Source organism: Nonomuraea sp. NPDC051191, assembly GCF_044455665.1.
GTDB lineage: Bacteria > Actinomycetota > Actinomycetes > Streptosporangiales > Streptosporangiaceae > Nonomuraea.
In genome coordinates this window covers 1-14,014 of record NZ_JBITEZ010000036.1, presented here as the reverse complement: position 1 = coordinate 14,014, position 14,014 = coordinate 1, and the positions used below count along the sequence as shown (strand labels likewise).

Below are 14,014 nucleotides of genomic sequence, written 5' to 3'. Positions count from 1 at the left end.
AAGTTGGGGCACACCTACTTTCCTGGGCCATCAGCGCGGTCCCATAGGAAATCCGCGCCATGCCATCGCCGCGCGATGCCACCTCACACACGATCAGCGGACACGCTGACTGAAGCCTGCCGTTCGGGGCGAGGAGTGCGCCGTTGAACTCGGCGCCCCGAACGGCAGAGGATCGATCGGGGGCTGCGGACCCCGATCGACGTCATGGGGTGCCCAGGGCTGAGCGGCCTCGGGCGGTCGGTGTCCTGTCAGACTCGCAAGGCTCGCTCGTCCCCGTCGTACGCGGCGGGGTCGAAGGGCGCGCACTCGTCCCGGAAGCGGTGGGCGAAGTCGGGCCAGGACAGCGTCGCCCGCCCGTTGCGGGGGTCGAGGTACCAACTGCTGCATCCGCCCCGCGTGATCACCGTCTCGGCGGCCATCTCGTCCAGGCGCCTGGCGAAGGCGTCCTCGATCTCGGAAGAGACTTCCAGGACCCGCCCATCGTGCGCGGAACGCCAGTCCAGCGCCGCGAGCAGGTGGTCGACCTGGGCTTCGATCATGTAGATGATCGAGTTGTGGCCCAGGCTGGTCCCCGGCCCGTTCAACAGGAAGAGATTGGGGAACCCGGCCGTGGCGATCGAGTTGTAGGCCTGCATCCCGTTCGACCAATGGTCGGCCAGAGACCGCCCTGCACGCCCGAAGATGCGGTACGACGACGGTAGGTCGTAGGTCTCGAAGCCGGTCGCGACGACCAGGACGTCGAGCTCGAACGCCTCCCCTGAGGTACTGAACGCCGTCGAGCCCTTCACCCGTCCGAGGGCGCCCGCTTCGAGGTGCACGTTGGGCCGCTGAAGGGCCGGGTAGTAGTCGTCGGACAGCAGAACCCGCTTGCAGCCGATCGTGTAGTCGGGGGTGAGCTTCGCGCGCAGCTCAGGGTCGGGGACCTGCCTCTCCAGGTGGCTCAACGCCTGCCACATGGCCTCGGCGAGGAAGTCGTCGACGAGACGGCGGGCGGCGAACCGGGAGTCGTTGTACCAGAACAGCATCTCCCGCATCTCCTCGACCGTACGTTGATCACGACGGAAGAGGTTCTTCTCCGCCACGGAGAAGGCGCGGTCCTGGCGGGGCTGGATGTAGGGCGCCGAACGCTGCAACACGACGAGCCGCTCGGCGATCTCCGCGAGCCGCGGGACGATCTGGATCGCCGAGGCTCCGGTTCCCACCACGCCGATGCGCTTTCCGTCCAGCGGGAAGCCGTGGTTCCAGCGGGCGGAGTGGAACAGCTCGCCCGTGAAGGTCTCGAGGCCCGGGACGTCGGGCAGCTTGATGTCCGTCAGGTGTCCGGTCGCCGCGACCAGGACATCCCCGTGGAACTCGCCCTGCGGCGTCCGGACCGTCCAGCGGCGGTCGGTCTCGCTCCAGCGGGCTTCGAGCATGTCCGCGCCGAAGCGCAGGTGCGGCCCCAGGCCTTCTTCCCGGGCCGCCGTACGCAGGTAGTCCCAGATCTCCTGGCCGGGCGCGAACATCCGGGACCAGTCGGGGTTCGTGCGGAAAGAGTAGGAGTAGAGCGGCGAGGGAACGTCACATGCGACACCCGGGTAGGTGTTGTCCCGCCACGATCCGCCGACGTCATCGGCTCGTTCCAGGATGACGAAGGAGGCCTCGCCACGCCGTCGGAGCTGGATGCCGAGGCCGAGGCCGGAGAATCCGGCGCCGACGATGATCACTGAAACGTCGCGCAACGCGTCTGGGGTGGAGGTGGGCACGTCAGGCTCCTTCGAGGAGAAGTACGGAGGGATGCGGTCAGGGGCGACGGGCCGGCAGCGTCGCGCCCGCGGGATACTCGTTCGGATCGGCGTTGAAGGCCGCGATCAGGTGGACCAGTTCGGCGGGCCGCTCGACGACCATCGCGTGGCCGGAGGTGACTTCGGTGTACCGGGCGTCCGAGATCGCGCCGAAGAGCCTCTTGGACTGCCTGAACGGCGTCATCAGGTCGTCCGTGCCGGCGACGACGAGGGTCGGGCAGGCGATCTTCGGCGCGACGTCCGTGAGGTCCACGTGCCGGTTGATCTCCATCTGGGCCGCCATGTCGTCGTCCGTCCGGAAGCTCGCGACGAGCGCTTCGATCTCGCGGTCTCCCAGCATCGCCAGGAGAGGTGCACTGAAGGCGCAGAAGGCCTGGTAACGCTGGAGCGCTTCGACGTCCGACTGCCGCAAGGCCCGCCAGACGTCGTTGCGCAGGCTCTGCTGGGCGTCGGTCTTGAGCCAGCCGGCCATCAGGACCAGCCCACCCACGAGGTCCGGCCGGGTGCCGGCGGCGGTGGCGGCGACCACCGCTCCGAGCGAGTAGCCGGCGAGGGTCACAGGCCGGTCGGGAAGGACTTTCTCGATCACCGCCTGGACCTGTTCCGCCATCCGGATCGTGCCTTCCTCCGGCGGGCCCTGCGGGGTGGCCAGGTCCACCGCCACCACTCTCTGCTTGGCCGCCAACATGGGGAACAGGAAGCCGAAGTGGCTGCGGGTGTCGCCTCCGGTGCCGTGGACGAGCACGATCGGAGGAAGATCGCCGCGCTCCTCGACCGAATCGAAGAAGTTCACCTCAAGGTCGCGGATGTGTAGTGAACCGTGGTTCTCGTTGGCGCTTCCGGCGATCGCCGGAAGCGTGTTGGCCGTTGACATAGCTCTCCTTCCCGGGGGTGGTGGTCACGTGCTGTCGGGGGTCGGCCGGGGCCTCACGTCCCGCGTGCGGGGGTCAGCACGTGCGGCGCGACGATCGCGTGGCCACTGGCGATGCGGCCGGCTCCGGCCGTGTAGCGGCGCCCATGACGAGAGCGAACTCATCCGGTGCTCACGACTGCTTCGACTATCGACCAGTGCCGGCGCCGCTCATTGAGCAGGCGCGCCAAGGCATAGAACGGCTCTGTCATCCGGCCGGACGAGGCGTGTCACCTGGTGCTTCGCCGCGGTCACACCGCCAGTGGCTCAAGGTCCGTCCCGAAGGTGCGATGTCCTGACGAGTGCGGCCGCCAGGGCGGCTCCGACGAAGAAGACGGCTCCGAGCAGGAAGATCGCGGTGTAGACGCCCTCGGTCGGCAGCTCGGTCGGCCCCGTCCGGGTGACGACCGTCCTGATGTCACTCACCATCAGGGCCCCCACCACCGCCGCGCCGACGGCCCCACCGATGGTGCGGGTGATCGAGTTGATCGAGTTCGCGACCCCGGTCTCTTCCGGCCGCACGTGCGCGACTAGCAGCACCGGCATCGAGGCGTAAGCGGCGGCGATAGCGAGATCGCCGATCACGACGGCGATCACGACCTCGACCGTCGTGTCGTGCCGGAAGGTGAACATGAGCATCGCACCGAGACCGACGAGGCTGCCCGACACCAGAACGATCTTGGGACCGAACCGCTGGACCAGCGATCCCAGGACGGGACCGGCCAGAATGGCGGCGAAGGCGCCCGGCAACATGTAGACGAACGCCGTTCTGAGGCCGTCCGCGGCGAAGCCGTATCCGGAGCCGGCCGGCGCCTGGACGAAGTAGGTGGCTCCCATGTAGAGAACCAGCATGGCGAGGCCGACGCAGAAGCCGGCGACGTTCGCCGCCAGCACGGGACCGTTCTTGAGCATGCCGACGGCGACCAACGGGTGCGCCGATCGAGCCTGACGCCATACGAAGGCACAGAGTGCGAACACCGCGACGCCGAAGAGCCCGAGCACGGGGGCCGAGGTCCAGCCCCAGCGTTCTCCTTGGGAGATCGGCAGCAGCAGCGCCGAGAGGCCCGACGCCAGCAGCGCGGCGCCTCCGTAGTCCACCCGTCCGCCTGGCCCGCGCCGCCGGGGAAGCCGCGTCGCGAGCAGCAGCACCAGGCAGCACAGCACCACGCTGAGCCAGAAGATGCGGCGGTAGTCGGCGCCGTTCAGTGTCAGCAGCCCGCCCGCGACGAGGGCGAGACATCCGCCGACGCTCATCGCGGACGCGGTGACGGCCATGGAACCGGCCAGCCGGTGCGAGGGCATCTCCCGGTGCAGGACGCTCATGGCGAGCGGGAACAGACCGAGGCTCACGCCTTGGAGCGCCCGCGCCAGAATCATCAGTCCCACGCTGTGGGTGAGAGCCCCGAGAAGGCTGCCGGCCAGCGTCACGGTCAGCACGCCGATGAAGGCGACCTTGTGGCCGTGGACGTCGCCCAGCCTTCCCATCAAGGGAGTCATGGCGGACGCACTCAGCAGAACGACGGTGGTCGCCCACGCCACCGTGGCGGGCGACGTGTTCAACTGGGCGGCCATCAATGGCAGGGCCGGCACCACGGTGCTCTGGATCATCGACAGGAGGAACCCGGCGCTCGCCATCGTCAGCAGGATCAGCCGAGGCGATCCGTCCCTTACGCGTTCCCCGCCGTGCCCGGGCGCGACGTCGCCCAGGGCGGGATCCTCCGTAGCCGTTCCTCCGGCGCCGCTGTCGTCAAGCACTCCCGGTCCCCCTCCGCAGCCGAGGCGTGCGCGAACCTCGGCACCGCCCGACATACGACCTGAAGTCTGGTTGTTGGGGCGATCTACGCATTGCGTCTGCGTGCCACGGTGTCGGCCATCGGCGCCGCAGATGGCCGACACTCAGGCCAGCGCTGCCGCGATCACCTCTCCCACCAGCACTGCCGAGTTCGCCGGACCGCGTAGGGGCGCGGACGGCAGGATCGAGGTGTCCGCGACGGTCAGATCGGCCACTCCGTGTACCGCGCCGCGCCCGTCCACCGCCGCCGCCCGGTCACCGGAGCGGCCCATCGGGACTGTCCCGCAGGTGTGCTGCGACGTGCCGAGCCGGGTGGCGATCCACTCGTCGAGCGCGGTGTCGTCCAGGTCGGCGGGCTCGGCCGGTCCGGTGGTCAGCTCGGCGAACGCGCCCGATCCCACGATCGCGGCGGCGGCCCTGACCGCTTCTCGCAGCCGCCGGCGGTCCTCCGCGTCGGTGAGGTAGCGGTAGCAGATGCGAGGCGGGGTGTCCGGGTCGGACGAGACCGCCCGCAACCGGCCGAGCGCGCGGGGAGTCTGCGCCGAGACGAGGAACGCATGGGGTGCTCCCGGCACCGCCGTCTCACCCCGGACGAGCCCCGCCAAGGGCACGAGCGACTGGAGGATCTCCAGGTCGCCGTCCTCTCCTCCGCCCGAGCTCAGATGGAGCGCACCGGCCAGCCAGCTGTCCTCGGGCTCCGGGAGCGTACGGGCGGGCGTCCACTCCACGACGACCTGCGGATGGTCACTGAAGGCGGCGCCGACGGCCGGAAGCTCATGGACGACTTCGATCCCGGCGGCGGCCAGGACGTTCGCCGGGCCGATCCCCGACACCTGGAGCAGATGCGCCGAGCCGAACGCCCCGGCGCACAGTACGACCCGGCCCGCCTCGATCACCTCGGCACGGCCGTCCCGGACCGCGAGAACGCCTGCCGCGCGCAGGCCGCCCGGTCCTCGCCGCAGCAGGACGGAGCGCACGGTGCAGTCGCCGCGCACGGTGAGGTTCGGCCGGGAAATGACGTCCAAGAGGTAGGCGGCCCCGGTGTTGATCCGGACGCCGCGATCCGCGTTGAGGGGTACCGGACCGAAACCCGGCGGACCTTGGGCGTTCTTGTCGGCTTCCTCGGCATGGCCGAGTTCCCGGGCGGCCTGCGCGAAGGCGTGTGCGGCGGGATGGGTGAGCGAGGTCCGCCGGACCTTGATCGGCCCGGTCCCGCCGTGCAGGCCCGAGTGTCCCAGGTCGAGGTCGTTCTCCAGCCGGCGCAGCAGGGGGAGCGCCTTCGCGTAGGACCAGCGGTCGTCTCCGGACGCCGCCGCCCAGCGGGCGAAGTCGGCCTCCCGCGCCCGGATGAAGTAGCCGCCGTTGACCGTCGTCGAGCCGCCGAGCCCCCTGCCGCGTACCGCCAGGTAGGGCCGTCCTGACGTCAGCTCTGCCGGATAGGCGTTCGTGGCGGACAGTCCTGGCCGTGCGCCGGGCACCAGCCGCGCGTCGAGAAGGTCGGCGGGGAACGCACCGACCGGGACCGGCCCTGCTTCGAGAACCAGCACCGACCGGCCGGGATCGGCGCTGAGCCTCGCCGCGAGCACCGCACCTGCTCCCCCGGCGCCGACGATCAGCACGTCCGGACGACCGCCCGCCGGACCTGAACGATGGCCCATCAGTCACGCCCCTTCCCTCGGCCCCCGATCCCGACGTCCGGCCTGCGAGGACGGCTCGGTCCGGCTCAGGCGAAGACCGACGCGGCCCACTTGTAGTCGGGCTTGCCGACGGCCGTGCGCTTGACCTCGGTGACGAGCCTGAGCTCACGAGGCAGCTTGAAGCCCGCGATCCGGTCGGCCAGGAACGCGTTGAGATCCTCCAGGAGGACCTCCTTGCCGGGGCAGGAGGAGATCACCGCCGCGACCTTCTGACCGAACCGCTCGTCGGGCACGCCGACGACGATCGCGTCGCAGACATCGGGATGCTCCTTGAGAAACGCCTCCACCTCCTCCGGGAAGATCTTCTCGCCGCCACTGTTGATCACCAGGGAGCCGCGGCCGAGCAGCACGATGGCCCCGTCAGGCTCGAGGGTGGCGAAGTCTCCGGGAATCGACCAGCGGGTGCCCGCGCCGTCGGTGAAGAAGGTGGCCGCGGTCTTGACCGGGTCGTTGTAGTAGCCCAGGGGGATGTGCCCGCTGCGAGCCAGCTTGCCGATCTCGCCGGGTGCGACGACGCGCAGGTCGTCGTCGAGCACGGTGCAGTCGGGGCCCATCATGAACCTGGCGGTCCCGGTGCTCTTGCCCCCTCCGGAGGTGCCGCCGACACCGGTCTCCGAAGCGCCGTAGTTGTCGACGAAGCGGACACCGGGCAGATGGTCACGGAGCGCCTCGCTGACGGCGGGGGTCAGCGGCGCGCCACCGGAGGAGAGCGCGTACAGCGAACCGGTGTCGTGCCGGCCCTTGGCCAGCTCCGAGGCGATCGGGCGGCCCATGGCGTCGCCCACGATCATCAGCACGTTCGCGCCCTCCGCCGACAGCAGGTCCAGCGCCCGCCCGGGATCGAACGCCCGCTCGGTGTAGATCACGACCTTGGCCCCGATGAACAGACCCATGAGCGTCATCCACTGGCCGGCCCCGTGCATCACCGGCGCGCAGTTCAGGATGACGGAGCCGGGCTCGTTCGCGGCGTCCGCGATCTGGGCCGGCCGGGAGATCGGGCTGTCCCCGGAGCTGCCGCCGCCGAGGGCGCCGAAGAAGATGTCCTCGCAGCGCCATTCGACCCCCTTCGGGTAACCCGTGGTGCCGCCCGTGTACATGATGTAGCGGTCATCGCTGGAGCGCGACGGGAAATCGTCGCCGGGCGAGGCCGCCGCGAGCGCCTCTTCGTAGGGCACCGCGCCGAGGATCGTCTCGTCGCCGCCGTCCTCGAGGACGACGACATGGTTCAGCTTCGGCAGCTCGCCGCGTACCTCCTCGACGCGAGCCAGCAGGGAGCGCTCGCCGATGATCGCGACGGAGTCGGAGTCGGACAGGACGTGCCGGAGCTCGGCCGCGACGTAGCGGTAGTTGACGGGGATCGGCACCGCCCTGATCTTGTGTACGCCGAACATGGACTCCAGCCACTCGGCCCGGTTGTACGCCAGGATCGCCACGTGATCGCCCGGCTGCACACCCGCCTGCGCCAGGTGATGGCCGACCCTGCTCGCCCGCGCGCTCAGTTCGCCGTAGGACAGCCGCACGTCGCCGGCCACCAGCGCCGGCCTGTCCGGGTCCGCCGTCGCCAGGATCTCCAGGAGATCTGCCAGGTTGTAGGTGCGCTCGGTCAAGGGGGGCTCCTCGTGTTCTTCAGTGGCCGGGGAAGGGACGGCATGCCAGAAGGGTCCGGCCAGGGGCCGTTCCCTTCGGTGCGGTCGAGGTGGCGTGAGGACAGCGTCGCGTGCACGTTCGACGGTTGACTTGCCGGTCCGTGCCGACTGGTGGAACCTCAGCGTCATCCACGCGTTCCTGAGATGCCGCGACCTGTCACATGGGTGCGATCCGATGGCGCTGTGAGCCAATGAACGCCGCTCTGCTTCCACGAAGAATCGCCTACGACACCTTCCCGGGTCCCCGGCAAGAGTGAAGAGAGCTCGCCATCGGGGCGGCCGTCTCAAGGCACGAGCGCGACTGCCACGCTGGTCCTACCTCAAAGGTGAGAACATGCAGACTCGCGCGGCGGTCCTGTGGGAACAGAACAAGCCTTGGCACGTCGAGGACATCGAGCTGGACGACCCGAAGGCCGGCGAGGTGAAGATCGAGCTCGCCGCCTCCGGGCTGTGCCACTCCGACGAGCACATCGTGACGGGTGACATGGTGCTCAGCCCGGAGATCGCGGAGCTGACGGGCGTGAAGCAGTTCCCCATCATCGGCGGCCACGAAGGCGCGGGTGTGGTCGTCGAGGTGGGGCCCGGGGCGACGACCCTGAAGGAGGGCGACCATGTCGTCCTGTCGTTCATCCCGGCGTGCGGACGGTGCCCGTCGTGCGCGCGCGGTCAGCAGCATCTGTGCGACCTCGGCGCGTTCCTGCTGGCAGGACGGCAGATCACCGACATGACCGCCCGCCACCACACGGCGGACGGCGTCGACCTGGGCATCATGTCCTGTGCGGGGACGTTCGCCCAGCACACGGTCGTGGCCGAGAGCTCCTGCGTCAAGATCGATGACGGGGTTCCGCTGGACAAGGCCGCGCTCGTCGGGTGCGGTGTCACCACCGGCTGGGGCTCAGCGGTCAACGCGGCCGACGTACGCGCCGGGGAGACCGTGGTCGTCATCGGGCTGGGCGGGATCGGCATGGGCGCGGTGCAGGGCGCCGCGCTCGCCGGAGCGCGTCACGTGCTGGCCGTCGACCCGGTCGAGTGGAAGCGGGACAGGGCGGCCGAGTTCGGCGCCACCCATACGGCGGCCTCCGTGGAAGAGGCCGTGGCCACGGCCGGCGAGCTGACCTGGGGCGCGATGGCCGACAAGGCGATCCTGTGCACCGGCGTCGCGACCGGCGACCTCATCCAGCCGATGATGAGCATGGTCGCCAAGGGGGGCCGGGGCGTCGTCACCTCGGTCGCCCCGATCCACCAGGAGGACGTCAAGCTCAACCTGTTCGACCTGTCCATGCAGCGCAAGGAGCTCGTCGGCTGCATCTTCGGCAACGCCAATCCCCGCCGTGACATCCCCGCCTGCTGCGCCTCTACGAGGAGGGCAGGCTCAAGCTCGACGAGATGATCACCACGACGTACGCGCTGGACGAGGTCAACCAGGGCTACCAGGACATGCGGGACGGCAAGAACATCCGCGGTCTCATCACCTTCTGACGGCCGCCCAAGCCCATCGGCCTCCTTGTCCAACTGGCCGACGCTTTCGTCCTATGGCGTGCCGGGCGTCGGCTGGCAGCCTCTCCAGAAGCGTGGGCGCGCGACCAGCGGATTCTTCGGCGTACATCGTCCGTGCGCGTCCGCGCTCACCACATTCCAGTCCCGTAGGGGTTGAGCCGAAGGAGGCTGCATATGTCGAACCAGGGCCGTCGCCGAGCGCTCGTCGTAGGACTGGGCATCGCCGGAATCGCCACCGCCGTGCGATTGCACCAGGTCGGCTGGACCCCTCTTCTCATTGAAAGGGCCCCCGCGCGTCGCTCCGGCGGCCATTTCGTCGCGTTGTTCGGCGCCGGCATCGCCTCAGCACGGCGACTGGGCGCTCTGGACGCCATCGGGAATCGCACCCATCAGGACTTCACCGCGTACGAGGTGAACCGCGCGGGACGCCGCCGCCCGGGCGTCGGTTTCGCCGACCTGCCCGGCGCGCCACGGACCCTGTTGCGAGGAGATGTGGAGCAGGGACTGTTCTCCGCGCTGCCCGACGATGTGGAGATCCGCTATTCCACCGTGCCGACGCAGCTTGCCGAGGACGACCAGGGCGTCGAGGTCACCCTGTCCGACACCGCCACCGGCACCACGACCACTGAGCGGTTCGACCTGGTCATCGGCGCGGACGGGACGCGCTCCACTGTTCGCGCACTGGCCTTCGGCCCGCACGCAGAATTCCTGCACCCGCTGAATTACATGATCGGCACCACGACGATGGACGAGCCGGCCGACGGTTTCTCCTTGAACGAGGGGCTGGTGCTGGCCGAGCCGGGACGTTCGGTGTGGACCTTCCCCTTCAGCAACCGCGGACCCGGCCTGTTGTTCTCCTATCGCACCGGCGATGTCGACCGTGAGTTCACCCGGCCACCGATCGAGTCCATTCGGGCGGCCTTCGGCCCTGAACCCGCGGGTCCTCTGCTGGAGCAGCTGATGGTCAGGTTCGCGGAGGCCAAGGAGGTCCTGTTCGACTCGGTGAACCAGATCAAGATGCCACGCTGGCACCGTCGCCGCATCGTCCTGGTGGGCGACGCGGCATGGTGTCTGTCTCTCTACTCGGGCATGGGCGCCTCCACGGGGATCGCCGGGGGCGAACTGCTGGGCACGATGCTGGAGCGTCATCCGGACGATGTGGCGGAAGCTCTGGCGAAGTGGGAGGCGCGAATGCGGCCATTCGTCCTTGAGGAGCAGAAAGGCGCTCTGGAACTGCGCACGCTTTTCACCCCTCACGACCGCAAGGAACACCTTTACCGCACCATTTGGCTGCGCCTGATAACCACGCCGGTGATCGGGTCCGTCATGGGCAAGGCCATCGACAACGGCGGAGAAATGGCGAACAAGAATTTCGACGTCGCCGCCGCCTGACCGGACCTGGCACTCGCGCACATCGTGACGGCGCTCAGGCTCAATGGCGACGAGACCGTTCCGCGCGACCCTGGGACGACGGAACACCGATGAACGACACGTGCGGTGATTACGGCTGAGGAGTCGACCGATGACGCACAACCCTGCTGACAAGCCCCTGGACGGACGTCTTCTCAGGTCTGCGTTCGGCAAGTTCCCCACAGGGGTGGTCGCGGTGTGCGCGATGCACGGCGACGAACGCGTGGGAATGGCCGTCTCGGCGTTCATGCCGGTGTCGCTCGACCCACCGCTGCTCAGCGTGTGCATCCAGTTGTCGTCGACGACCTGGCCACGGCTGCGGGAGGCCGGCGTGGTGGGGGTGAGCGTGCTGAGCCGGGCACAGCAGGCCCACGCGCAACGGCTCGCCTCGAAGGAGGCCGATCGATTCGCCGGCCTGGAGGTCACGCGACTGCCGTCCGGGGCCGTCGTCGTCGGCGGCACTCATGCGTGGTTCGAATGCGCGATTCGCGAGTCGCACGAGGCGGGGGACCACGAAATCGTCGTCCTGGAGATTCTTCAGCTCCATGTGGAATCGCATGCGGACGACCCCATGATCTTCTTCGCGAGCGGTTTCCGCGGTCTTCGGCACGTGCACGGCATGAGCGTCGACGGTCGAGCCGGCCTCGAGGTAGCGCATTGGTGAGAGGCATTCCGTCGAGTTCGCCGCTCGAATCATGCGACTGTTCTATGGAGGGTAAGAGTGAGGTTCGCGGTCTTGTGCGTCCCGTACGCGTTGGATTATGCGGCCGGCACGGACAGTGTTTCCGACGTCATCGCGTGGGACCTGCAAGTCGCCTCATGGGCCGATCAGTACGGTCTGGACGAAGTCTTCTTCGCCGAGCACCACACCCTTGGCCACGAGCCCTGTCCGGCTCCTGAGCTCATGATCGCCGCGGCGTCGCAGCAGACGACCCGCGTTCGGCTCGGAGCCCTCGGGCATCTCGTTCCGTACCACAACCCTGTGGCGCTGGCTCACCGGATGATGTGGCTGGACCACCTCACCGGTGGACGATACGTCGCAGGCGTCGCTCCCGGCGCCTTCCCGACGGACGCGCAGCTCTTCGGGACGGGCGTGGAGAACGCGCGCATGCTCGCCGAAGGTCTCGACATCATCCATGCGATCTTCACCAAGCCCGGCCCGTGGCGGATCGACGGTCGGTACTGGACCGCCGACATGCCCGAGTTCTCCTCCAGCGTGAACGGCCCGCATCTCAAGCCTCTTCAGCGACCGCATCCCGAGATCCTGATGACGGGCATGCAACCGAAGTCACCGACTCTCTCCGAGGCGGGCAGGCGTGGCCACAGTCCGGTCAGCCAGGAAGTGTCGGGTCAGACGCTGATCCAGCACTGGGAGACCTACGCGGCGTCGGCCGAGGCCGCCGGCCACGTGCCGCGCCGGGCGAACTGGCGCGTCACGAGGGACCTCTGGCTCGCCGACACCGACGATGAGGCCCGGGAGCAGGCTTTGAGCGGCCCTCTGGGTGACGTCTGGTCCAAGATCAACCTTCCTATGTTCAAGGACCTCGGACTGGGCTCGCTCCTGGCCGGAGCGGCCGTGCCCGAGCACGATCTCTCCCTGGAGTGGCTCGTGGACAACTTCTTCCTGGTCGGCTCCCCGGAGACGGTCGCCAAGAAGATCGAGGCGCTGCATGCCGAGGTGGGCGGCTTCGGCACGCTGCTCATGGGCGCCCCGAGCCGTGGCCGAGAACCGGACAGGTACCGGCGCAGCCTCGAACTCCTCGGTTCAGAAGTGGCCCCCCGGCTGTCCCATCTGGTGGCGGACTCCTGAGCCGGACCCGCCCCACGTCATCCAGACAGGTCTCACGGCTCTCAGCATTGGAAGGTCGTCATGGTCAGTGCGAAGTTCAACCCAGCCGAGGTGCCTATGGACGCCTATCCGACGGCCCCTGAGCGATTGACACCTGGAGCAGAGGTCACGTTCTCCCTGCTCTGGGAGCGGGAGGACGGGAGCGAGGTCGGCGCGGTGTGGGAGATGACGCCCGGCGTCCTCGACGACGTCCAGGGCAACGAGTCGTTCGTCATCGTCAGCGGCCGGTCGCGCGTGGACTTTCCCGACGGGCGGGTCCTGGAGTTCGGGCCCGGTGATGCCGGTGTGCTGGCTCCTGGGGACACCTGCCGCTGGACGACGCTGGAGACGGTGCGCAAGGTCGTCGTCCTCCGCCTCAAGTGAGTCACCGTAATCCGATGCCGAATCATCTGAAACAGGAGGTCAACGCCATGCTGCTTGAAGGCAAGGTCGCCATCGTCACGGGAGCCGCTCGCGGACAGGGCGCTTCCCACGCGAGACATCTCGCGGAAGAGGGAGCGTACGTGCTCCTCACCGACATCCTCGACGACCAGGGGAAGGCAACGGCGCAGGAGCTCCGGGACAAGGGTCACCAGGCCGACTTCGCGCGGCTGGACGTACGGAACAGCGCGGAGTGGAACGAGGTCGTCACCGAGCTCGTCCGCGAGAAGGGGGCGCTCGACATCCTGGTCAACAACGCCGGCGTCTGCGAGGTGTCGTCGGTGGAGGAGTGCTCCGACGAGGAGTGGGCGCTGATCATGGAGACCAACGCGGCCGGCATCCTGCGGGGTTGCCGCTCGGCGATTCCCGCGATGAGGGCGGCGGGCGGCGGTGTGATCGTGAACACCTCCTCGGTCCAGGCCGTCAAGGGCACCTGGGGGTATGCCGCGTACCAGGCGAGCAAGGCCGCCGTCCTGGGGCTGACGCGGTCGATGGCCATCACGTACGCCAAGGAGAACATCCGCGTCAACGCCATCGCCCCGTCAGCGGTGAACACGGCGATGTTGGAGCACGAAAAAGAACACTTCGCCACGAACGAGTACTTCGACTTCGACACATGGTTGTGGTCCCAGCCGATCAGCCGCGTCGCGGAGCCGGAGGAGGTGTCGAAGCTCGTGGTGTTCCTCGTCTCCGACCTCTCCGGCTACTGCACCGGCGGGCTGTTCCCGGTGGACGGCGGCCTCCTCGCCGGCTGACCGGCCGGTACGTCTGCGCTGGCAGTTCGTTCCAAGCGGGTGGCGCTGGGGCTCAATGCCCCGGGCGGCCGAAATGACAGGGTCGATGTCTGGCGGTGCCTCGTGACCTCGCCACGAGGCACACCGTCTGGCAGTCGTCCGCTTGAACGCAACTCCACTTCGTCGCCGGAGGTTTCATGGAAGTCGGTCTGTTCTACGCCCATCAACTACCCGACACCACCCCCGCCGACGGGTTCGACTGGGACATGCAAGTA

The 14,014-nt window shown here is 68.6% G+C and carries 11 protein-coding genes; 6 read left to right on the top strand and 5 right to left on the bottom strand.

Annotated features, from left to right (window positions below; genetic code table 11):
• Positions 1–248 precede the first annotated feature (248 nt).
• The 5 genes from ACIA8R_RS52205 to ACIA8R_RS52185 all read right to left on the bottom strand — a co-directional run bounded on the left by ACIA8R_RS52205 (position 249) and on the right by ACIA8R_RS52185 (position 7,790).
• Positions 249–1,745: a flavin-containing monooxygenase gene (locus ACIA8R_RS52205; RefSeq protein ID WP_397045622.1), complete on the bottom strand. Its 1,497-nt coding sequence runs from the start codon at positions 1,743–1,745 to the stop codon at positions 249–251.
• Between the two features lie 37 nt (positions 1,746–1,782).
• A complete protein-coding gene (locus ACIA8R_RS52200) occupies positions 1,783–2,658 on the bottom strand; it encodes an alpha/beta fold hydrolase (RefSeq protein WP_397045620.1) in 876 nt (291 codons plus the stop codon).
• Positions 2,659–2,961: 303 nt separating this feature from the next.
• A complete protein-coding gene (locus ACIA8R_RS52195) occupies positions 2,962–4,590 on the bottom strand; it encodes an MFS transporter (RefSeq protein WP_397045618.1) in 1,629 nt (542 codons plus the stop codon).
• Complete coding sequence (gene mftG / locus ACIA8R_RS52190; protein ID WP_397045616.1) at positions 4,591–6,144, bottom strand: mycofactocin system GMC family oxidoreductase MftG; 1,554 nt, start codon at positions 6,142–6,144, stop codon at positions 4,591–4,593.
• Positions 6,145–6,209: 65 nt separating this feature from the next.
• A complete protein-coding gene (locus ACIA8R_RS52185) occupies positions 6,210–7,790 on the bottom strand; it encodes an acyl-CoA synthetase (RefSeq protein WP_397045614.1) in 1,581 nt (526 codons plus the stop codon).
• 373 nt (positions 7,791–8,163) lie between these two features.
• On the opposite strand from ACIA8R_RS52185, the gene ACIA8R_RS52180 reads away from it, so the two are divergent.
• From ACIA8R_RS52180 to ACIA8R_RS52155, 6 genes are all read left to right on the top strand, one after another.
• Positions 8,164–9,219 carry an NDMA-dependent alcohol dehydrogenase gene (locus ACIA8R_RS52180; protein WP_397045612.1) on the top strand — a complete coding sequence of 352 codons (1,056 nt, stop codon included), beginning with the start codon at positions 8,164–8,166 and terminating at the stop codon, positions 9,217–9,219.
• Positions 9,220–9,500: 281 nt separating this feature from the next.
• A complete protein-coding gene (locus ACIA8R_RS52175) occupies positions 9,501–10,718 on the top strand; it encodes an FAD-dependent monooxygenase (protein WP_397045610.1) in 1,218 nt (405 codons plus the stop codon).
• Between the two features lie 130 nt (positions 10,719–10,848).
• Entirely contained in the window at positions 10,849–11,400 is a 552-nt protein-coding gene (locus ACIA8R_RS52170) for a flavin reductase family protein (RefSeq protein WP_397045608.1), read from the top strand.
• A 57-nt stretch (positions 11,401–11,457) separates the two neighbouring features.
• Positions 11,458–12,546: an LLM class flavin-dependent oxidoreductase gene (locus tag ACIA8R_RS52165; protein ID WP_397045606.1), complete on the top strand. Its 1,089-nt coding sequence runs from the start codon at positions 11,458–11,460 to the stop codon at positions 12,544–12,546.
• Positions 12,547–12,642: 96 nt separating this feature from the next.
• A complete protein-coding gene (locus ACIA8R_RS52160) occupies positions 12,643–12,948 on the top strand; it encodes a cupin domain-containing protein (RefSeq protein ID WP_397045604.1) in 306 nt (101 codons plus the stop codon).
• Positions 12,949–12,962: 14 nt separating this feature from the next.
• Entirely contained in the window at positions 12,963–13,760 is a 798-nt protein-coding gene (locus ACIA8R_RS52155) for an SDR family NAD(P)-dependent oxidoreductase (RefSeq protein ID WP_397045602.1), read from the top strand.
• Positions 13,761–14,014: the final 254 nt, after the last annotated feature.

Coding starts and splice junctions, on each gene's coding strand:
- ACIA8R_RS52200 (WP_397045620.1), bottom strand. CDS start 2,658: ATGTCAACGGCCAACACGCTTCCGGCGATCGCCGGAAGCGCCAACGAG.
- ACIA8R_RS52180 (WP_397045612.1), top strand. CDS start 8,164: ATGCAGACTCGCGCGGCGGTCCTGTGGGAACAGAACAAGCCTTGGCAC.
- ACIA8R_RS52170 (WP_397045608.1), top strand. CDS start 10,849: ATGACGCACAACCCTGCTGACAAGCCCCTGGACGGACGTCTTCTCAGG.
- ACIA8R_RS52155 (WP_397045602.1), top strand. CDS start 12,963: ATGCCGAATCATCTGAAACAGGAGGTCAACGCCATGCTGCTTGAAGGC.
- ACIA8R_RS52175 (WP_397045610.1), top strand. CDS start 9,501: ATGTCGAACCAGGGCCGTCGCCGAGCGCTCGTCGTAGGACTGGGCATC.
- mftG (WP_397045616.1), bottom strand. CDS start 6,144: ATGGGCCATCGTTCAGGTCCGGCGGGCGGTCGTCCGGACGTGCTGATC.
- ACIA8R_RS52160 (WP_397045604.1), top strand. CDS start 12,643: ATGGACGCCTATCCGACGGCCCCTGAGCGATTGACACCTGGAGCAGAG.